This is a genomic window from Thermostichus sp. MS-CIW-30 (genome assembly GCF_054058015.1).
The window spans coordinates 1-20,940 of sequence record NZ_JBSRZW010000011.1 but is presented as its reverse complement, the minus strand read 5'-3'; the positions used below and the strand labels follow the sequence as shown (position 1 = coordinate 20,940).

Annotated in this window: 16 protein-coding genes; 9 read left to right on the top strand and 7 right to left on the bottom strand. The window is 60.5% G+C overall.

Going from position 1 to position 20,940, the window contains the following annotated elements:
* The first annotated feature begins 128 nt into the window (after positions 1 to 128).
* From ACVWXW_RS06620 to ACVWXW_RS06605, 4 genes are all read left to right on the top strand, one after another.
* The gene (locus ACVWXW_RS06620; RefSeq protein ID WP_011433880.1) at positions 129 to 899 is read left to right on the top strand and encodes a hypothetical protein; all 771 of its coding nucleotides are present in this window, start codon (positions 129 to 131) and stop codon (positions 897 to 899) included.
* A 204-nt stretch (positions 900 to 1,103) separates the two neighbouring features.
* On the top strand, positions 1,104 to 2,222 hold the full coding sequence (gene cax / locus ACVWXW_RS06615) for a calcium/proton exchanger (RefSeq protein ID WP_457403275.1): 1,119 nt from the start codon (positions 1,104 to 1,106) through the stop codon (positions 2,220 to 2,222).
* Between the two features lie 38 nt (positions 2,223 to 2,260).
* A complete protein-coding gene (locus ACVWXW_RS06610; protein WP_457403273.1) occupies positions 2,261 to 3,454 on the top strand; it encodes a hypothetical protein in 1,194 nt (397 codons plus the stop codon).
* Between the two features lie 130 nt (positions 3,455 to 3,584).
* Positions 3,585 to 4,094 (top strand): mechanosensitive ion channel family protein, encoded by a 510-nt coding sequence (locus ACVWXW_RS06605; RefSeq protein ID WP_457403272.1) that lies wholly within the window; start codon positions 3,585 to 3,587, stop codon positions 4,092 to 4,094.
* Positions 4,095 to 4,190: 96 nt separating this feature from the next.
* Here the strand turns inward: ACVWXW_RS06605 and ACVWXW_RS06600 are convergent, their stop codons facing one another.
* The 3 genes from ACVWXW_RS06600 to ACVWXW_RS06590 form a co-directional block, all read right to left on the bottom strand.
* Positions 4,191 to 4,430, bottom strand: a complete 240-nt coding sequence (locus ACVWXW_RS06600) for a DNA-directed RNA polymerase subunit omega (protein WP_011433877.1) — start codon at positions 4,428 to 4,430, stop codon at positions 4,191 to 4,193.
* A 242-nt stretch (positions 4,431 to 4,672) separates the two neighbouring features.
* Positions 4,673 to 5,356 carry a DUF2232 domain-containing protein gene (locus tag ACVWXW_RS06595; protein ID WP_414409010.1) on the bottom strand — a complete coding sequence of 228 codons (684 nt, stop codon included), beginning with the start codon at positions 5,354 to 5,356 and terminating at the stop codon, positions 4,673 to 4,675.
* Positions 5,357 to 5,629: 273 nt separating this feature from the next.
* Positions 5,630 to 5,818, bottom strand: a complete 189-nt coding sequence (locus tag ACVWXW_RS06590; RefSeq protein ID WP_457403271.1) for a hypothetical protein — start codon at positions 5,816 to 5,818, stop codon at positions 5,630 to 5,632.
* A gap of 125 nt (positions 5,819 to 5,943) precedes the next feature.
* Between ACVWXW_RS06590 and ACVWXW_RS06585 the strand changes: the two genes are divergently transcribed.
* From ACVWXW_RS06585 to ACVWXW_RS06575, 3 genes are all read left to right on the top strand, one after another.
* A complete protein-coding gene (locus tag ACVWXW_RS06585) occupies positions 5,944 to 6,954 on the top strand; it encodes an ArsJ-associated glyceraldehyde-3-phosphate dehydrogenase (protein WP_457403270.1) in 1,011 nt (336 codons plus the stop codon).
* 21 nt (positions 6,955 to 6,975) lie between these two features.
* On the top strand, positions 6,976 to 8,262 hold the full coding sequence (gene arsJ / locus ACVWXW_RS06580; RefSeq protein ID WP_457403268.1) for an organoarsenical effux MFS transporter ArsJ: 1,287 nt from the start codon (positions 6,976 to 6,978) through the stop codon (positions 8,260 to 8,262).
* 139 nt (positions 8,263 to 8,401) lie between these two features.
* A complete protein-coding gene (locus ACVWXW_RS06575) occupies positions 8,402 to 10,033 on the top strand; it encodes an alpha-D-glucose phosphate-specific phosphoglucomutase (RefSeq protein WP_457403267.1) in 1,632 nt (543 codons plus the stop codon).
* A 56-nt stretch (positions 10,034 to 10,089) separates the two neighbouring features.
* Here the strand turns inward: ACVWXW_RS06575 and ACVWXW_RS06570 are convergent, their stop codons facing one another.
* The 4 genes from ACVWXW_RS06570 to menA all read right to left on the bottom strand — a co-directional run bounded on the left by ACVWXW_RS06570 (position 10,090) and on the right by menA (position 17,678).
* Positions 10,090 to 13,551, bottom strand: coding sequence for a hypothetical protein (locus ACVWXW_RS06570; RefSeq protein WP_457403266.1), 3,462 nt, complete (start codon positions 13,549 to 13,551; stop codon positions 10,090 to 10,092).
* Positions 13,533 to 14,711 carry an LptF/LptG family permease gene (locus ACVWXW_RS06565; RefSeq protein WP_414343355.1) on the bottom strand — a complete coding sequence of 393 codons (1,179 nt, stop codon included), beginning with the start codon at positions 14,709 to 14,711 and terminating at the stop codon, positions 13,533 to 13,535. Before ACVWXW_RS06565 ends, ACVWXW_RS06570 begins: the two co-directional genes overlap by 19 nt.
* A 77-nt stretch (positions 14,712 to 14,788) precedes the next feature.
* Entirely contained in the window at positions 14,789 to 16,582 is a 1,794-nt protein-coding gene (locus tag ACVWXW_RS06560) for an LptA/OstA family protein (protein ID WP_457403265.1), read from the bottom strand.
* Positions 16,583 to 16,736: 154 nt separating this feature from the next.
* Positions 16,737 to 17,678 carry a 2-carboxy-1,4-naphthoquinone phytyltransferase gene (gene menA, locus ACVWXW_RS06555; RefSeq protein ID WP_457403264.1) on the bottom strand — a complete coding sequence of 314 codons (942 nt, stop codon included), beginning with the start codon at positions 17,676 to 17,678 and terminating at the stop codon, positions 16,737 to 16,739.
* Positions 17,679 to 18,021: 343 nt separating this feature from the next.
* On the opposite strand from menA, the gene ACVWXW_RS06550 reads away from it, so the two are divergent.
* Together ACVWXW_RS06550 and thrC are read left to right on the top strand one after the other, a co-directional pair.
* A complete protein-coding gene (locus ACVWXW_RS06550) occupies positions 18,022 to 19,593 on the top strand; it encodes an isochorismate synthase (protein ID WP_457403262.1) in 1,572 nt (523 codons plus the stop codon).
* Positions 19,594 to 19,709: 116 nt separating this feature from the next.
* A complete protein-coding gene (gene thrC, locus ACVWXW_RS06545) occupies positions 19,710 to 20,822 on the top strand; it encodes a threonine synthase (RefSeq protein WP_414407018.1) in 1,113 nt (370 codons plus the stop codon).
* The last annotated feature ends 118 nt before the right edge of the window (positions 20,823 to 20,940 follow it).

The window sequence follows — 20,940 nt, the reverse complement described above, 5'->3', positions numbered from 1 at the left end:
CTCTTCCTGTCAGCGGGACGGAGTCCTTGAAGCCTGCACTCTCTCGCTTTGGCGGCGCGGAGCGCTTTGCGTCAGCATGAGTGTGGGAGTATGTCACGTACCTTTAAGGCTGAGCGCAGAGGGATCCCATGGCGATCATCGTCCTGAAAGCCTGGTATTTGGATTCGGTGTTGTCTGCTTCTCAAGTCCAACAGAGGGCCCCTGACCTGCGCCTAAGCCGTACCGGCCTCTTGAAAACGGCGATGCGGGCCGACTTTCTCGACGATGTGGAGCAGGTGAAGGCTTCCCTGTGGTGGCAGCGCTACCTGGAAGGAGAGCTGGTGGAGTTTTACATCGAAGGCAGCGGCGCCTACAGCATCTCCAACCTCGATTTGATCAGCCGTGAGATCTACTTTAATAAGCGGGCCACCCTGAACATGACCGAGCCGGTCATCTACTTCTGCGGCCAATCGGATTACCCCGACTCCAGCGCCACTCTGCACCGGGCATTGCAAGCCGTGGTAGAGACCCTCAATCGCAACCACGGGCCGGTTGTGCCCCTACAGCTTCAGGGATCCCTTCCCGCTGAGGCTGAGACCCCGCTCATCGATGCGGCCTTGATTCGCAAGCTCAAGCACGCGCTGCTGGTGGTGGCCGATGTAACCCCTGTGCAGGTGAATGGCCGGGGGCGTCCCCTACCCAGCCCTCAGGTCTGTCTGGAGTTGGGCTATGCCCTGCAATCGAAGCGCCCCGAACAATTGCTGCTGGTACAACTCCCCCGCGACGGCATCGAGGGATCCTTTCCCTTTGAGGTAGAGGGCAGCAGTTTTTTGAAAATCGCCGATCCCCAGCATCTGTCCGATCAATTGGGAGCCGAGATCGCCCGGCAGTTGCAGCGCAACCGGGTTATCTCCCTCTAGCCAGCAGCACCTATCCAACCTCCCCTCGCAGCCGTTAGACTCTTGGAGATGGTCACTCCTGGCCATGGGGGATCTGGCTCCCCGAAACCCAAACAGCCTCGCTACCTTATTTTCCCCTTGTGAACCATGACCCTGGCTAATGCAAATCCTTTGATTTCCCCGGATCGCTCTGCATCAGGTTGGCAGAGAGGTCTGAACAGCATAATGTTCCTGCTGCTGTTGGGGGTTCCCCTATCTTGGGTGGGGCACTTCCGGGGCTGGGATCCCAACCTGGTCTTCCTCTGTGCGGCTTTGGCGGTGGTGGCCTTGGCAAAGTTTATGGGTCAGGCCACGGAAGAGATTGCAGCCTTGACAGGGCCGACAGTCGGGGGGCTGATCAACGCCACCTTTGGCAATGCGGCGGAGTTGATCATCGGCTTGGTGGCACTGCGGGCGGGGCTGGTGGATGTGGTAAAAGCCTCCATCACCGGCGCGATCATCAGTAACCTGCTCCTGGTGGCCGGCTTGGCCATGTTTTTGGGCGGGATCAAGTTTCGGGAGCAGAGCTTTCGACCCGAGGTGGCCCGCATGAATGCCTCGGTGATGAACCTGGCGGTGGTGGCCTTGATCTTGCCCAGCGTGGTCACCTACACCGATGCCAACTTGGGGGAGATCTCCATCCAAGAGCTATCCACGGCGGTAGCCCTGGTGCTGATTGGGGTTTACGGTCTCACTTTGCTGTTTTCCCTCAAAACCCACAGTTACCTCTACGCCCTTCACGAAGCAGAAGCCGCAGAAGATGAGGCGGCCAATCGCCTGGCCCCCAATCCGGTTTTGCAGGCGGAAGGATCCATTCCCCAGGTGTTGACGGCTCCGCCCGAGGGAGCCGGTTTGGGGTTTTGGGTGCTGGCCCTCTTGGGGTTGACGGTGTTGGTGGCGCTGGAGTCGGAACTGTTGGTGAGCACCCTAGAGGACACGCTGGAACACTTTCACATGACGCCGCTGTTTATGGGGGTGATTTTGTTGCCGATCATCGGCAACGCGGCAGAGCATGCGACGGCGATCACGGTGGCCATGAAAGACAAGATGGATCTCTCCTTCTCGGTGGCGCTGGGCTCGACGATGCAAATTGCCCTGTTTGTGGCACCTCTGCTGGTGCTGGCCGGGGATGTGCTGCATCAGCCCATGAACTTCAACTTCGGCATGGTGGAGTTGGTGGCCATTGCAGTCTCGGTGCTGCTGATCAATTCCGTCAGCAGCGATGGGCGCTCCAACTGGCTGGAAGGGCTACTGCTCTTGGCCACCTATGCCATCCTCGGGATTGCTTTCTTCTTTCTGGAGTGAGGCGTTAAAGTGTTCTGCACCGCTGACGCAAACGGCTCATGCTGCACAAACTGCGATCGGTAGACAAGCCGAAGCCGGGGAAAACGGGATCCCTGTTGTGGCCTCTCCTTTTCGGTGCATCTTTTGCCCTATCCCCCATAGGCGGGCCCGCATGGGGGCAGGAAGCTGCCGAAAACAACGGCACCACCTCCAACCTGCCTTTGCTCAACCGTTTGGATGCCCTAGAAGAGCTGCGGCAAGCGCTTAGCCTCCCCACCTCCTCTGTCCAGGCGGAGGCCGTGACGCTGGATGGGCGGCATTTGTTTGTGGTTACTGCTCCCCAGGGGGATCCCGGCAGCCTGCCTCCGGTGTTGCAGCGGGTGCGCTCCATTGAACAAACCCTGCACCAGTTGGCCAGCGCCGGATTCGATCCAGAGGCGCTGCAGGTTGAAGTCACCCTGGACGGCCAGACCAACCAGCCTGTTATCCGGGTGAATGGGCGACATTTGCTAACCATCACCTCCCTCGATGCTCAATTCCAGGGCGCCCAACCCATGGACTGGGCTGAGCAAGTAGCCGGCATTGTCGAGGAAGCGCTGCGCACCTCGCAACGGGAACGGCAGCCTCAATTTTTGCGCCGCCAAGCGGTGATTGCCCTCGGCATCTTGGCTGTGGTAGGGAGCCTGAGCCAGCTCTGCCAGCGAAAACGGCGACGGCTGCAGCAAAAACGCGATGCCCTGCAGACGGAATACCAGGCCATCCAAGCAGAGATTCAGGAGCGCCTAGCGGGGGAAGAGCAGCCGGGCGTGGATCCCGTCTTGGTCGAACAACAGGCCGGACGCAAACGGCAGGAATCCTACTTGGAGCTGCAAATTCGCCTGCTGCGCCTGGTGCAAATTAGCCTGTGGGTGGGCGGAGTCGGGGTGAGCTTGGGCCTTTTCCCACAAACGCGACCCCTGCAAACGTTTTTCCTGGTTTCGCTGCGCGGCCCTCTGTTGCGGTTGACAGGGGTGGGCCTGGCCACCTATGGCAGTGTTTGGCTGAGTGGACTGGTACTGGATAACCTCTTTGCTGCCCTGCGCCAAGAGCAAAATGCCCCCACCTATCGCCTCAGCAAACGCCTCAGCACCTTTGCCAGCGTCTGTGACATACTCCCATCACTAACCCTACAGGTACAGCGTGGGCTTCGCGCTTCATCGGGGAGCTACTGCAAGAACCCTCCACGCGCAGACACGGGATGTCCCACCGCGTAGCTGTACCAGATTCCGGCAACGCCGTTTTGTACAGCCATGTTGATTATGGCACAGGATATATACGCCTTTCATCCCGACCCTCCTGCTGTTGCAGAGAGTGCGGGGCTTCCCGGCGGTTTAGCTAACCCAGTTGCGCAACACCGAAGGCAGCTTGATCTCCATTCCCAACAGTGCCATCCGGGTGGTGGAGAACCTCTCCAACGGCTGGTCACGGGTGGATCTGGGGATTGTGATCGCCTATGAAAACGATCTGGAACAGGCGATACGCATCACCGAGCAGGTGGCTCTGCAGATGTACCGGGAGCCGGCTTGGCGGGAACAAATTCTCGAGCCCCCCGAAATGCACGGTGTCGATGATCTGGGGGAGCGGGGGATCACGTTGCGCATTTGGATCAAGGTGCAGCCCCTGCAGCAGTGGAGGGTGGCGCGGGAATACCGCCGTCGCCTCAAGCACGCCTTCGATCAAGCAGGGATCCAGATTCCTTTCCCGCAGCAGACCCTCTGGTTCCACAGCCCCTTGGAGATGCGCATCCAGGGTCTCAGCCCAGAGGAGACCCACCGCTTGCTGCACCTGATGGAATCGCGGCTCGAGGCTCGCCTGCGGGAAAGGGATCCCGTTGCAAACGACTTGACAAATTGACAAAATAGGCGGCTGCCGAAAGCTTCTACCCTTAGCCGCTCAGCCGGCTAGCAGTTTCAACAGGGCGGTCGCGCCAGCAGGCCGCAAGTCTAGTGACTACTCATCGCCGATGATTTCCGGCTCAGTCAGTTCATCCGACATTTCGATGACAGCGCGGCGGATTGGCTTCATCCAGCCATCTTCTATATCATCCGGATCCTCGTAGCGGCGGCGCTTGGCGCGGTTGGCCACCTGTACCGTGATGCGATAGCGATTTTTGGAAGCGTTGATCAGAGCCTCTACCCGACGCATCAGCTCGTCATTGTCAATAGCCAGTTGATTCTTGCGGGAAGCCATAATCGCAGTCTTAAATCTTGATATCTTGTTGCCACCAGGATCCCAACGAGACTCCGTCCCGCTAACGCGAAAGGACTCCGTCCCGCTACCGCGATCCTAGCAGAGAACCTTCCAGTTCTTGCATTCCTGTAGCGTTGCATGGCAATAGGGTGGGACTTTTGCCAAGAACTCATTTGTCAAGATTTGTCAAGAACTCATTTGTAGAGCAGCTTGCTCTGCTCTTGTACAACTCACAGGGGCTGCTAATCCAGCAAAAACTGTACCCACTTCGGCGGGGGTGGCAGCGGGCAACGAAAGTGCTCCATCACCAGGGCGGCCACCAAATGCACCGTGAATACGTAGATGAGGGAATTGAAGGCAATAAATCCCACCACCACCACCTGAACCATCCAGGGTTCTGCCACCCAGTAGACGCCCCATCGGCTGAGGGACACATCCAGGAGCCAGTTGGTTAGGCCGGTAAGTTGAATGGTTACGTAGATCCAGAGGTTTTCCCCCACCAGTAGGGAGGAAAGCACCAACTGAAAGATCAAGCCCAGGGCGCTGAGCACAGCCCCGCTCACCACCGAGACGTACCAGGAAAGACGCTGCTGCCACAGGCGGGCACACCAATAGCCCAGCAGACCATAGGGAATGACATAGAGAATGCTGCGCGTGGGCCCTATCAGCACCGTCAGCAACAGGCCGGAGACTGCCAGGGCCATTGCCCCTGTGCGGGGATCCCAGCGCATCACCGCCAGCGCCACCGGAATGGGGAAAAACAGGCGCATGAAAGGAGCTAGCGGCGTGTAGCTCAGGATCCAGATCAAGGCTGCCGTACTGGCCAAAAAAGCCGTTTCCACCACCCTCAAAGCCGGAGAACGGGGAGGTGGGGGGGGTAAGGGAGGAAAGTCATCCTGCACAGAAGGCTGAGGCGGCGGGGGCACATCCAGAAAAGCACAACTTTTCCCAGCTTAGCTTGTCGGGGTGTGGGGGTAGCTAAGCCCCGCACTGTACTCGTAGAGTCAGTGTCGAGATACAGATACCCCCACATGGTGTATGGTGGGAGTACTTGCACAAAACGGCTTTTGCCGGAATCTGGTGCAACTACGCGGTAGGGCATTCCGTGTCTGCTCGTGGAGGGTTCTTGCGTAGGCTCCCCGTTCGCGTCAGCGGTGCGTAGCACTTTGAAGCGAGAAGCCCACGCTGTACCCGTAGGGTCAGCGATGGGAGTATGTCACGCCACCGGTTGCCGGGTTGGGCGAATTGTTGCCCAGAGGTGTGGATCTGGACTGCAAATCGGCTACAGGATAGGCCCTGTTGTCGATTGGGGCTGCCTCAGCGGATCCCTTTTGGATTTCAGGACATTCGGCAACATTTCCCAAGGCCAACCGTGAACCGACCCCCATCGGCCAGTCTCTCCTGACCCTACCCATCAACTTGTCTTGAAACGACTAGGGCGTTCTGATAAAGTCGAGGCGGGATTTGCCCTGAGAGAGCGGGATCCCTTCTGGACAAGTCTAGGGTCAATGCTATGGCAGTGCGGGTGGGCATCAACGGTTTTGGCCGCATCGGACGGCTGGTGCTGCGGGCTGCTTGGGGCTGGAAAGAGCTGGAATTCGCCCACATCAACGAGATCAAAGGGGGAGCTGCGACGGCGGCCCACCTGTTGAAGTTTGACTCGGTGCAGGGCCGCTGGGCTATCGACATTGAGGGATCCGATAACCGGCTGCGCATTCAGGACAAAACCCTCACCTTTAGCGAACACAAGTCTCCTGGTGAAGTGCCCTGGGCAGAGTTGGGGATCGAGCTAGTGCTGGAATGCTCGGGCAAGTTTGTCAAGGCAGCAGAGCTGGATGCCTACTTCAAAGCGGGGGTGCGCAAGGTGATTGTGGCTGCCCCTGTCAAGGACGAAGAGGCCCTCAACATTGTTATGGGTGTCAACGATCACCTGTACGACCCGGCCCGGCACCATTTGCTGACGGCGGCTTCCTGCACCACCAACTGCCTGGCTCCTTTGGTGAAGGTCATCCACGAGGGAATCGGCATTGTTCACGGGGTGATCACCACCATCCATGACGTCACCAATACCCAAACCATGGTGGATGCCCCCCACAAAGACCTGCGGCGGGCCCGCTCCGCTCTGCTGTCTTTGGTGCCCACCACCACCGGCTCGGCCACGGCCATTGGGCTGATTTACCCCGAACTCAACGGCAAGTTGAACGGCATTGCGGTGCGTGTTCCTCTCTTGAACGCTTCCCTAACCGATGCCGTGTTTGAGGTCAGGCGGCCCACCACTGTGGAGGAGGTTAATCACCTTTTAAAAACGGCAGCCGAGGGCCCACTCAAAGGCATCCTTGGCTATGAGGAGCTGCCCTTGGTCTCGGTGGATTTCAAAGGGGATCCCCGTTCCAGCATTGTGGATGCGCCCTCGACGATGGTGGTGGATGGCGCCCAGGTGAAGATCCTGGCCTGGTACGACAACGAATGGGGCTACGCCAACCGCATGGCGGAACTGGCCCGCAAAGTGGCCCGCAGTCTATAGATCCCCTTTGGAGACCTGCCCATGACTTCTGTTTCGACGGCTCAAGCCTCTGCGGTTCGCAACTACGCCCTGGTTACAGCGGCCTATTGGGGGTTCACCATCACCGATGGCGCCATCCGCATGTTGGTGCTGCTGCACTTCCACAAGTTGGGCTTTACCCCGATCCAAATTGCCATGCTGTTTCTCTTCTACGAGATCTTCGGGGTGATTACCAACTTCCTGGGCGGGTGGATTGGATCCCTGTTTGGCCTGCGGCTGACCCTGTATGGCGGCATTGCCATCCAGATCTTGGGATTGGTGATGCTGGGCGTGTTGAACATGCAGTGGCCGGTCTGGGGCCAGGTGGCCTACGTGATGACGGCCCAAGCTCTGGCCGGGATCGCCAAAGACCTCACCAAGATGAGCTCCAAAAGCGCCATCCGCCTGGTGGTGCCCAAAGAAGCGGAATCCCGCCTGTTTCGTTGGGTGGCTATGCTCACGGGATCCAAAAACGCCCTCAAGGGGGTGGGGTTCTTTGTGGGAGCGGCCCTGCTGCAGATCTTCACCGAAATCTACGGGGATCCCATGGGCTTCCGCATGGCCAACTTTGTCCAGGCGGGGGCGTTGGCTTTGATCTTCTGTTCGGGGGCGCTGCTGCCTGCAGACATGGGCAAAATCAAGGCCAAGATCCCCTTCAAGCGGCTGTTTTCCAAGAGCAGAGAGATCAACATCCTCTCGGCAGCTCGCTTTTTCCTGTTTGGGTCGCGGGATGTGTGGTTTGTGGTGGCCCTGCCGGTGTTTCTCTACGACGAGCTGGGCTGGACTTTTATGCAGGTGGGCAGTTACATGGCCATCTGGGTGATCGGCTATGGGTTCATTCAGTTTGTAGCGCCGCAACTGCTGGGTGGGGGTCGCCCTGGCCGTGCTCCCAAGGCCCGCACCATCCAGATTTGGACCTTCGTGCTGACGGCGGTGCCGGCGATCATTGCCACAGCCTTCATGGCCGGGCTGGCACCGGAGCTGGTGATCACCGGCGGCTTGATCCTGTTCGGGATCGTCTTTGCCTTCAATTCGGCAGTGCATTCCTACCTGGTGCTGGCCTACACGGAAGACGACGACGTAGCCCTCAATGTGGGCTTTTATTACATGGCTAATTCCGGCGGGCGGCTGTTGGGGACGGTAACTTCTGGGATCCTCTTCCAGTTCTACGGATTGGAGGGCTGTCTTTGGTTTTCCACCCTCTTGATCTTGGCGGCGGGGCTGTTCTCGTTGAAATTGCCGGATCCCAGCAAAACCCCGGTGGAGTGGGTGGTTAAGCCAGGGGATTGAAGATGGAGGGCTACCAGCGGAGATCGATGCATCCATTCAACCCATCCACAAATGGGTGGAGGGGAAAGAACTCTGCTCAGCCCAAACGAGAGGCCCAACGATGAGATAGTAGAGGAGCAAGCAGCTTTTCCGGCAGCCTATGAGCCTGCGCATCGTTCCCACGACGCCCTTCCCTGGCCAGAGACCCGGCACCTCTGGCCTGCGCAAGCCGGTATCGGTGTTTCAGCAGCCCCACTACCTGGAAAACTTCGTCCAATCCATTTTTGATGTCCTAGAGGGATCCGCCGGCCAAACCCTGGTGGTGGGGGGAGATGGCCGCTACTACAACCGCGAGGCCATTCAGATCCTGCTCAAGATGGCGGCGGCCAACGGCATTGGGCGGGTGTTGGTGGGGCAGGGAGGGATCCTCTCCACGCCGGCGGTTTCCTGTCTCATCCGCAAGTACGGCGCCTACGGGGGGATCATCTTCTCTGCCAGCCACAACCCCGGCGGCCCCCAGGGGGATTTCGGCATCAAGTACAACATCGGCAACGGTGGCCCTGCCCCGGAGAAGGTGACTGAGGCCATTTACGCCCGCACCCAGCAGATCCGGGAGTACCGCATCCTGGAAGCTCCCGATGTCGATCTGGATCGCTTGGGCGAGCAACGGCTGGGGTCCCTCACGGTGTCCGTCATCGACCCGGTGGCCGATTATTTGAGCCTGATGCAGCGTCTGTTCGATTTCGAGGCCATCCGCGACTACCTGGCCTCTGGGATCCGCATTGCCTTCGACGCCATGCACGCCGTCACCGGCCCCTATGCCCACGCCATTTTCCAGGGATCCCTGGGAGCACCAGAGGGCAGTGTGCTCAACGGGCAGCCCCTGCCGGATTTTGGCGGCGGACACCCGGATCCCAACCTGGTGCATGCCCGCTCATTGGTGGAACTGTTGTTTCGGGAAGATGGGCCGGACTTTGGGGCCGCTTCCGATGGGGATGGGGATCGCAATCTGATCCTGGGCCGCCAATTTTACGTGACCCCCAGCGACAGCTTGGCAGTCTTGGCTGCCAATGCCCACCTGGTACCCGGCTACCGAGAAGGTCTGGCGGGAATTGCCCGCTCCATGCCCACCAGCCAGGCGGCGGATCGGGTGGCGGCCAAGCTGGGGATCCCTTGCTACGAGACCCCCACCGGCTGGAAATTCTTCGGCAACCTGCTGGATGCCGGCAAGGTCACCCTCTGCGGGGAAGAGAGCTTCGGCACCGGATCTCACCACATCCGGGAAAAAGACGGGCTCTGGGCCGTCCTGTTTTGGCTGAACATTTTGGCCGTTCGACGGCAGCCGGTGCGGCAGATCGTGGAAGAGCACTGGCGCACCTATGGGCGCAACGTCTACTCCCGTCACGACTACGAGGGACTGCCGGTGGAGGTGGCCGAGGCGCTGATGGCAGACTTGCAACGCTCCCTGCCTGGGTGGGTGGGCCAGCGCTTGGGATCCCACACAGTGGCTTATGCCGATGACTTCAGCTACACCGATCCCGTAGACGGCAGCACCACCAGCCACCAAGGGATCCGCATCGGCTTTGAAAATGGCTCCCGCATCATCTACCGGCTTTCGGGAACCGGCACCCACGGAGCCACCCTGCGGGTGTACCTGGAGCGATTGGAGCTGGATCCGGCCCGACATGGCCTGGAGCCCCAAGCGGCCTTGGCCGAACAGATTCAACTGGCCGATCACCTTGCCCAGATTCGCGCCCGCACCGGTCGGCAGCAGCCAGACGTCATCACCTAACCCGCCGCAACTGTTGGCAGGGATCCTGCCGGCGGCGGTTCCTGGAGAAGCGGGGATCAGGGCCTGAGGCCATCCCAGCCGGTCGCTTCGGCGTCGCGGAGCAGAAAGGTGCCGATAGGGGAGGTGATGGGAGAGGTCAGTTGAAAATCTCCCCGCTCTTGGGTGAGGCCCACCGGGCGACTGGGGAAAGCCACCAGGATCCCTTCCAAGCGCAGTGACTCTGCCACCGGATCGTAGGCAAAGCGCAGCTCAAAATCCCGCAGGTCACGGCGAACTTCCACCCGGCGGATCCCTGCTTCCGTCAGGCCCAGGCGCAGCCGCCAGTGGTTTTGCCACTGCGTGCCGAGAGTGGCATCCAGCTCCAGGCCATAGGTAGAGATCTGGCCCAACCGGGGATCGTAAACCGCCTGCAGCGCATAGCTGATCCCCGGCTCATACACATCCAGGCCGGAGCGTTGATCCCGGTTAAACGTGGTGCTGCTGCGCCCCCGATATTCCAGACGGATCGGTTGCAACTGCCCTTCGTTGAGGTCGTAGGCCGTCTGCAACTGAATGTTGAACAGATCGGGAGCGGTGTTCCAGGTGAAGTTGGCGTTGAGGGTGTCCCACTTCTGGGCAACGAAGTCGTAGCCAAAGCTGGTGTCCAGGCGCACCAAGTTTCTCACCTCTGCCTGCAGCTCCTGCAAGTTGCGGGAGGCAATCGCTGCCAAATCCTCCGGGGTATCGTCGGGGAAGGTCAGGGCTATCGGCAGCTCGCCGGGCAGGTCATCTTCAAAGGCAATGTAGCCTGGGGGCACATCGGGTAGGGGATCGCGGGGCGTAAAGAAGCTGATGTTGGCATTGATGCGATCCACATCTTTAGGGCTGGTGGAGAGGGTTTGGAAGGGCACAGAATTGTTGCCGTAGAAGGTGCGGCTGTAGCGCAGGTCGATGGTATTCCAGTCGGCAGGTCTGAGACTGAGGCGAGGGTTGAGGCTGACGGTAGACTCCTGGTCAGGAGTGGAGTAGAGGACTTGGGTGTAATCGATAGAACCCGGCATGAAGGTGATCCAGGGAGCCGGTTGAATATCGTTGAACTGGAGGCTGGAGCGCAGCTCGTAGCGATTGAAAAAGTGGAGGCCCGCCCCCACCTCCTGATCCGGCTGTTGCTCTTGAGTTAGGGTGAGGGCGCTGCTGAGGGCAATATCGGGCGTGATGCGAATGAGGTCGGGGTTAAAGGCCAGCTCGAAGTTGCGACGCGGCTCGTTGTCGCCATTGGAACTGCTGTAGGCACGGTAGGCCAGGCGATAGGTACCTCCCCAACCGGGTGGGGTCAGTTGAGTGCCCAGCGTCAACCGCGCATCGGCAAAGTCGGGGCCATCTTTGACGCTCACCCGCTGGTTGTAGTCCAAGCGCAGATCCGATTGCAGCCAATGCACGCCCCCGTAGCGCTGAGTGTGGCTGAGGGTGAGGGGGAAGCTGTAGATGCCCCGCTCCTGGGATCCGGTGCGGCTGATGTTGAGGGTGGTGGTGGAGAGATCCCCCTGAAAGGTGGCGTTGAGGCGGAGATCGGCGTTGTCGTTGCGTCCGCCGGCAGGACGGTAGGTGTTGTCCAGGTTGAGGTTGAGCTGTCCCCGCAGTTGGCCTTCCTGCCCAAAGAGGTTGGCAGCGTAGAAGTCGAAGTTGTGGTCGATGCGGAAACGGCTGGAGAAGCGCTGTTGGTCAGCTTCGGTAACCAAGTAAAACTGGGCTCGCCCGTAGTTGACACTGTCCGGGATGGGCAGGATGTAGTCGTGCAGGAAGCCGATGCCCACCCCTTTTTTCTGGATGGCATCCAGCCGCAGGCCGCCGAAGTTGTATTCGTCGAAGCGGTAGGCCCAACTGGATTTGACAAACACCCCCTCTGTCTCGCTGCGCCCCGGCAGCACCCATTGGTGATCCCGCAGGCTGTAGATGAACAGGGGGAAATAGGCGACCTGAAGGCCCGCCCGCAGATCCCCTGCTTCTGTCAGCTCGCCGCCGGCAAACACGCGGGCGTCGTAGACGATCACCCGGTCATCGGGAAACACCTCCACCCGATCCCCTTGCACGTAGTGGGTGATGGGTGGCTCTGGCGAGGTGGTGACGGTGGCTTTCTCGAAAAAGATCTGATCCCCCAAAATGGCAGTGGTCTCTTGGCTGCGCACAAAGACCTTGGTGCCCGGCTCCTCCCCCGGCAGAATGACTAGCGAGCTCTCAAATTGGGCGGTGCGACCGGGGATATCCAGATCCAAATTTCGCCCTTCGATTTGCCGGATCCCCCGCCCTTGGGGGCCAGGGGGCTGCTCCATGCGAAAAGGGCCCTCGCTGCGCAGGCGTCGCTCCCGCCGATAAAACAGCAGCCGGTCGCCGGTGATGCGGGTGCCGTCAGCCAGTTGGATCAAGGCGTTCCCCTCGGCAATGCCCAGGTCTTGTTCGGCGATGTAGCTGAGCACATCCCCACTCACGTTGATTTGATCCGGGTCAAGGGGAATTTGCCGCTGCGCGGTGGCCGAGAGCTGCTGGCGAATCTGGGATCCCTGGCTAACGTTCCCTGTCGCCGAGACGGCATCTGCCCCGGTGCCCAGATCCCGCAAAAGGGGGAACTGCTCCAGCAGTTGAGGAGCCAGGGGTGAGCCAGCGGTGGGGATAAAGGCTTCCGTTCCCCTTGGAGGGGATCCCGTCAGCCCCGACCCAGGGGTGGCCTCTGCCAACAGGACACCGCCCAAATCCAAGCTCCCACCGGCTTGGGAGATCAGGGGAGGAATGGTCTTGGGGGAAGCTGGGATCCGATTTAACCTTGCCTCTGAACCGGCTCCACCTTGCAGTTGGGCCGTAGCCCGGTTTTCGCCATTGGATTCCGATCGCGTCAGCGGGACGGAGTCCTTGGTGGGGCGCAGCCAGGGTTGCTCTTCCACCTGCAGGGCTTCAGCCTGAGAAGTCATGGGCTGGGAAAGCCGAAGGGAGTTCAGGCTGGGAACTGCCGCGGTGGGCGTCGCCGGTGAAGGGGGTTGGGGAGAAGGTGTTGCCTGGGCCTGCTGCGCCTGTCGCCGAGCATGGGCTGCTGCCCCTTCGGCCAACAGCCGTTGTAGCCGCTGTCGGTTCAGTTCTTCTGGCGTGAGGGGCTTTTCAGGAGAGTTGGCAAGGGGAGGGGATCCAAAGTCTGAAACCGGGGCCGTAGGGGGTGGGGTTGCCGCAGTCAAGGCTGTAGCAGGCAGAGAAGATTGCGCCTCGGCCAAGGTGATGGGCTCCTCATCGGCGGCAGCCATCGGTTCTGGGCTGGAAGCCCGGCGGGCCAGTTGCAGGCGCTGAGCAAGTGTTTGCGCTGACCGAAAGCGCTGGTAGCCCTCCAGAGAGAACTCCGTCCCGCCGACGCCAACAGTGGGCAGGGGGTCCAACTGGGCGAAGACGGCCTCCCCCGTCCCCAACCACAGGGAGCCGCCCCAGCAAAGAGCCAACCACTTTGCCCAAGGGCTGAAGTCAGGGGGGAAGTTGCAGGATTTCACCGTAAAAACCGCCACAGTAAAGAGAAGCCCACCCCACCGAAAATCATATTCGGCAACCAGGCAGCCAGCCAGGGATCGATATGCTCCACTCGACCCATCGCTCGTCCCAGGCTCATCAGTACATAGTAAATAAACACCAGAACAATCGCTAGCGCCACGCCGCCGTAGCGCCCCGTTTGCCGCACCGTTTGCAGGCCCAAGGGGGCAGCCACCAAGATGGCGAAAAAGCTGGCCAAAGGAATGGCGAACTTGAGGTGGTATTCCGTCAGGCAGCGGGCCACATCGGCAGAAGGGCGTTGCTCCGCTCGATATCGCTGGCACTGCTCCCACAGCTCCCCCGCCCGTTGCTCTTGGGGCACTTTTTCCGCGTACACCAGGCCCACCAGTTTGTTGACGATGTTGAGCTGCATTTCTTCCACCTGGCCTTCATAGTAGGTGCGCCCCTGCTCGTCATAACGGCGGATCACCACATCTCGCAGTTGCCACGATTGGCCCACCTGCTGCGCGGTTTGAGCGGAGATCACCTGCGGATAGCGCAGGTGGCCGGTCTCAGCTTTGCGATCCAGGATCAACAAATCCTGCATCAAGCCGGTCTTCGGGTCAATCGATCCGACATGAAACCAGAGATCATCATCCACCCGCACGATCTCTTCTGGATTAAACAAAAGAGCATCTTGAGCCAAGATGAGGTTCTTGTTCAGGATTTTCACCTTTTGGTTGGTTTCCGGCACAATCACTTCATTGGTCAACAGCGCCAAGCCGCTGATCAGCAGGCCAATACAGAGCACGGGGATAAACACTTTGCGATAGGGGATCCCAGCAGCACGCAGGGCGGTGATCTCGCTGTCGGCTCCCATTTTGCCCAGGGTGAGCAAGGTGGCAAAGAGGCCGGCAATGGGAAAGGTGACCACCAAAATGGCGGGCAAATTGAGGAGGAGAATGTGCAAAATGGTCAGGGGAGGGGCGCCCTTTTTCACCAGCAGATCGGTGTAGATAAACAGCTGGTTGCCCAGCATCAGCACCGTCCCCCCGGCCACTCCCAGAAAGAAGGGGCGAATCATCTCTTTGAAGAGATAAAACTCCAAAAAGGCAGCCCCCAATCTCAGGGATCCCCAAAAGCTGCCCGCTTGAGCAGGGGTTCTGCGCAGTTTGCCCTCGGCGAGTGGAGCCGTCATGACATCACCTCGGATCACAACCTCAGCCAAACCTGGACGATCAAAAACCACAGATGGCTCCCCGAGGGGGGATCCCATCAGAGGGCGTCGGTGATGCGAAACTGAAACATGCCCTGCTGTTGCCCGTCCCCTTCGACGGTGTATTCATCTTGTTTTATGTTCAGGGTAACCAGCTTGCCACTGAGGCGATTGGCGCCCCGGCACATCTGATCCAGCGCGTTGCGGCCCGGCAGAGCTTGGGTGCTCTCCCCGGGAAGGCGGCCGACCTCTCCCCGATCGCAGAGCACCACAGGAGCCTGTTCGGCGCTGATTTTGAAAATTTGTTCTCGGTCAAAGTAATCGGCGCGATCCCCTTCGATGGCGCGGTTGGCCTGCACAATAACCACATTGCCGAAGAAGCGGGCATCGCCGCTGGCTTGGTCGATCTCCACCCGGTCGGCGTAGATCACCGTCGGCTGATCCACATCCGCCTGGGTCTCTGAGTTTTGCAAGCGCCGCGCCAGCCACTCCCCCTCGATCTGCTCGATCACCACCTCTCCCCGCAGCTCCACTTTCTCAGGGGTGATGGTGGCCTGGTTGGCCTTGGCCCTGCGCCCCCGCTGGATGAACTCGACGGCATCGCTAAACTCGGAAGTGCCGGTGCGGGAGTTGTAAACCAGGCGGGCAGCCCGCACCTCGGTTTCGGCTTGGCGCAGCTCCTCTGTCAGGGATCCCCCGCCGGGCGTGGGGGTAGAGGCAGCCATCTGCCGGTAAAGGACGTTCTCTTCAAAGAAGAAGATCTTGTCGCGGTGGTTGCCCTCCAGGCGGGCGGAGGTGAGCACCCGTCCGGGTTCTTCCAGGGTAACTCCTCCCGTCAACAGACTTTGGGATTCGCGGCGGCGGTAGGTGCCCTGGGCCGCCTGGATGATGGTTTCCCCCTGGCGGATCTCCAGGTTGCCTTCCCCTTGGGCAATTTGTGTGTTGCGGTCGTACGTGAGGCGGTCGGCAATGATGGTGACTTCTTGATCCTGTTGGTCTGGGGTCGCCTCCGGGCCGGGAGAGGCCTGGGCCAAGCGCAGATCGGCCAATAAGGGATCCCGGCTGCTGTCGCCGGCCACCTCTTGCAACACCACACCGCCGGAGAGAATGCTTTGGGCCTGCTGGCGCAGGTAGGTGCCCTGGGGAGCGCGAATTTCGATGCCACGTTCGCGAATGCGCAGGTTCCCTTTCCCCTGAGCCACTTGTTGGGTGCGGTCGTAGGTGATCTGGTCGGCGGTGATGGTGGTGGAGGTGGGTGCCGAGCCGTTTGGGGGCAACACTATCAGCTTGCCCTGCTGAGCGCTGAGAAGGGCAAATTGAAAGTTAAACGAGCCAGAGCGGCCCTGCAACACCATTTCCCGGCCTTTGAGGGTGAACTCCGCGGGCACCTCGATGCGTTCTTCGGGGGTGACTCTCAGGGCGCTGGTCAAGAGCAAGCTGCCATCGTCGCTCCTCACCTCCACCTCGCCATCCAAATACAGCTCGTCGGCGGTGGCATTGTAGCGGGCTCGCTTGGCCCGCCAAGTCATCTGCTCGCTGCTATCAAAAAAGGGATCCGGCACCCCTTCCTGTCGGTCGGCGCTTTCTCCGTAGAAGTAGCCGTGCGCCCCCTGCTCAAATACTTGTTGCCCGGCTGCCAGATCCACCTGCTCGGCGATCAGTCGCCACCGCTGATGGCCTCCCCGACGACCCAAGATATCTACCCTGCGGCTGACCGAGAGGGGCTGGTCGGGGGGAGGAGACTCCACCTTCACTTCTTCGATGTCGATCGACAAGGCCCAGCCCACCAAAGCAGCCAAGATGCTGCTCCCCAACAGCGCCACTCCCAGGTTGGAATTGAAGAATCGCCCCATCCTATTCTTGCTGCCGCCTCACCTCGACCCGAACTGACCACTCCCCTTGGAGCCAACGCTCTGAGCTAGCACTCTAGGCTGTAGCTTATCCCATTTTGCCGGCTGCACCGGAGGGATCCCGCGCACACCTAGCCTTAAGCCGACTTTTCAGCCTTCAGCCATAGCGGCTGAGGATGAACCCCAACCCCAGAAACAGCCCCAGCCAAAAGTGGAGGCCGACGGCAATGAACTTGGAATGGCTAATCCGCTGCGGCTGGTCATGGTAAGCCCCCAGCAGGCGGGAGAGCCGCACCGCAAACGGGATCCCCGCCAAACTCAGCAGGGTCCAAGCTGGAAAGATCCCCAGCCCCACAAACAGCAGCATCAGGCCAAAAAGGCTGCCGCAGAGCCAGGGGATGAGGCGGGCCGAGCGCAAAGTCCCCAGGCGGGCCACCGGCGAGCGCTTGCCGCAGGCTAGGTCATCCTGCACTTGATGGAAATGGGAACAAAACAAAATCAAGCTGGTCGCCATTCCCACCACCAGTGAGGCTGCCAACCCCGGCAGCGACCAGGTCTGGCTTTGGCTGTAGTGGGCAGCCGAGACCGCCAGCGGCCCAAAGCTGAAAAAGCAGAGGATCTCCCCCAGGCCCTGGTAGCCCAGGCGCAGGGGCGGCCCTTGGTAGGCATAGCCCAGCCCACAGGCCAGCAGCACCAACAGCAGCACCGTCGGATCCCATTGCCGCCAGCTCAGCCACAGGATCCCCAGCAGACCCAGGGCCAAAAAGGCATTCCCCACCCAAAACACCTGCCCCGGCTTGCCCGTCAGGTTAACCAGGGAGTGGAGTTTGTTTTTGTCCACCCCTGTCTGGGCATCGAACACGTCGTTGCTGAGGTTGACCCAGGCCAAGATGCAGATGGCAGCTCCCCAAAACACCCCCAAAACCCCCAAATCCAGTACCCCTGACTGGGCGTAGGCAATGGCGGATCCCACCCAGATGGGCATGATCGCCACACTGTACATGGGGGGCTTGAGGGCAGCCATCCACAATTGCCGGCGGGAGGGGTCACTCCATGCGACCTCTGCTGGTGGCTGCACTTGGCCGACATCTGGATGCATGCGAATTCTCCTTGGGGAGCAAGCCTGCTCTGGGGCCCGTCTCCGGATCTGTCTATATCTGTTCTGTAAGGTAGAGCGCCTTAGGAAGCATTCTCCAGGATGCTAAGAAACTTTGCAGTCCGTGAAGAAGCTCCTCAGATCTGGCCCCCAAAAGCCCGGGCTGCCGGCTCTTCTCCTAATCTCTTATCCTAAAGTCATCTCCTGCCGGTCTCCATCGACAGGTGTCCTGTTTTCGGCCAAGGTGGGATCGTTCTCTTTGCTCTTTCGCATGACCTCTTCTCTTTCCCCTCGGAATGCCCACGGTACGCTTGAGTGCCTGGAGTGGCCGAGAGCATGGCCGCCGATGCGCACTTCTGCTTGGACAGGCGAGACGGGGAATCGGCGCCACTGGGATCCCTTCCTAGCCGCCTGCCAACAGATGGCGCGGGCGCGGGGCGTGCCCCAAATCCTCAGCTTGTCCCAGCCCATCCCAGAGCTGGATCCGCTGGCGGTGCTGGCCCAGAAGCTGGGTTCTCTCCCCACGAACCGATTCCCGAGCTACTGTTATTTCTCCCACAAGGCCCACGGGGAAAGGGTGCGGGTGTTGGGATGGGGATCCCTGCGGCAGGTCGATCTCTCGGGAGAAGGGGGCTTGCGGGCGGCACGGAGCTTTGTAGAAGAGCTGCAGCCCCACGTCCATGCCGCTTGCATTGGCAGAACGGAGCCCTCGGAAGTGGGAAGATTCCCAGACAGCCGGCAGGAACGCCCCCTGTGTTTCTGTCGCCTTGGTTTCAGCCCCAGGAGTGATGGGGGGGCGGCGCTGGTTCTGCCGCGCTGGCAACTGTTGCAGGTACCAGGCTCCTGGAGATCTCTGGCGGTGGCGCGGCTCAATCTGGAAATTGCTCCCGAAAGTGACCTAGCAGCTTTGGCCGGGCAGATCACCGCCTTTTTTGCCCAAATGGAGCGCCTTTCTCGATCCCCCTTGCCCTCGTGGGAATTGCAAGCTCCTGTGCCAGTGAACTTGGAGGAAGCCCCCCTCTTGGCGCGCATCCAAAAAGCCCTGCAGGTGATTCAGGCGGGATCCCTGGAGAAAGTGGTGCTGGCCGAAGCCGTGGATCTGCACTTGCCTGTCCCGCCGTCAATCCCGTCCCTGCTGGCCTACCTGGAAACAGATCATCCCGATTGCAGCATCTTTGCCTTTGCCGCTGGCGTCAGCGGGCCGAAGTCCTTGGAGGCAGATGCTCGGGGGAATTTGCCGGCCAGGCCTCTCCCCCTGGTCCAAGAGGGGGCCTTTCCCCAGGTTTTCTTGGGGGCCACCCCGGAGCGCTTGCTTTCCGTGTGGCAAGGCCGGGTGCAGATCGATGCCTTAGCCGGCTCCGCCGCCCGCGGCGCCACCCCTGTCCAGGATCGCCAGTTGGCCGAGGAGCTGCTCCGCAGCCCCAAAGACCGCCGCGAACACCAGTGGGTGGTGCGCTCGATCCGGGAGGCTCTGAGTCGGTTGGGAATGGATCCCTGCATTTCCCCGCAACCGCGGCTGCTCCGTCTAGCCAACATCCAGCATCTGCAAACCTTGATCGAGGCGGAGCTCCCCGCCGATGTACATCTGTTCGATCTGCTGGCCCAGCTCCACCCGACGGCAGCGGTGGGAGGGTATCCCCAACAGGCGGCGCTGCAGTGGCTAGAGCGGTTGGAACCCTTTGATCGCTCCAGCTATGCTGCTCCTTTGGGCTGGGTAGACTTACAGGGCAATGGCGAGTTTGTGGTGGGGATCCGCTCCGCCCTAATTCGGGGGAATTGGGCCCGCTTGTATGCCGGTGCCGGGATTGTGGCTGACTCCAACCCAGAGCAAGAGCTGGCCGAGATTCGTCTGAAGTTGCGCTCTCTGGTGCAGGCTCTGGCCTTGCGACCTGCAGCTCCTCCGCTCCCCAGCTTCTGAAGAGAGGGGATCAGGAAGATGTTTCTGCCGCCGCTGCGGGAGGTGGATACGAACCCCTCCACGAACAGCTACAGTGAGAAAGCCGGTCTTTGATTAGCCTCGGTGTCCTCTGCGGCATGGCGACCCTGAATCCCACCCATCCCCCTCGTATAGCCGGATCCCGCGCGCAAGTGGGGCTTTGGCCCGGCCTGATCCAGCACTATCGGGAATGGCTCCCCGTCAGCGCCAGCACACCTGTGGTCACGCTACATGAGGGCAACACGCCTCTGGTGCCTTCCCCGGCTTTGAGCCAACGGCTGGGGCGAGACTGCCAAGTTTACCTGAAGCTGGAGGGCCTCAACCCCACCGGTAGTTTTAAGGATCGGGGTATGACGATGGCGGTGTCCAAGGCCAAAGAGGCCGGAGCAGAGGCCGTGATCTGCGCCAGTACCGGCAACACCTCGGCGGCGGCTGCTGCCTTTGCGGCCAAAGGAGGTCTGCGGGCCTATGTGCTGATCCCCGATGGCTACGTGGCCAAAGGCAAACTGGCCCAAACCCTGATGTACGGGGCGGAGATCATCGCCGTTCAAGGCAACTTCGACCAAGCGCTGGCTATGGTGCGGCAGCTGGCGGAAACCTACCCGGTGGCCCTGGTGAACTCGGTCAACCGCTTCCGCTTGGAAGGGCAGAAAACCGCCGCCTTCGAGGTGGTGGATGCTTTGGGGGATGCCCCCGATTGGCTCTGTATTCCGGTGGGCAACGCGGGCAACATCACGGCTTATTGGATGGGGTTTTGCCAGTACCGCCAGCAGGGCAAGGCTACCCGTCGCCCTCGTCTCTACGGCTTCGAGGCTGCCGGTGCTGCCCCCATGGTGTTGAACCGGGTGGTGGAACACCCAGAGACGGTGGCCACGGCCATTCGCATCGGCAATCCTGCCAGTTGGGTGAAGGCCAAGGCGGCAGTGCAGGTGAGCGGCGGTCAGGTGGATAGCGTCACCGACGAGGAGATTCTGGCAGCCTATCGTCTCCTGGCATCCGAAGAAGGGATCTTTTGCGAGCCGGCCAGCGCGGCCTCGGTGGCAGGATTGCTGAAATGGCGAGAGCAGGTGCCTGCTGGAGCACAGGTGGTGTGCGTGCTGACGGGCAATGGCCTTAAGGATCCGGACACGGCCAGCCACCAGGGATCCGCTCCTATCCACACCGGCGTTGTCCCTGAGCTGTCCGCTGTTGCTCGTCTGATGGGTTTCTAGCAGAAACCGCCCGCTGGTTAGGGTCAGCTAGAAATCGCAGGAGCCCCGCACTGTACCCGTAGGGTCAGTGTCGGGAGGAATGCGGAAGTTACGATAGAACCATGACCCAAGTCCTGAC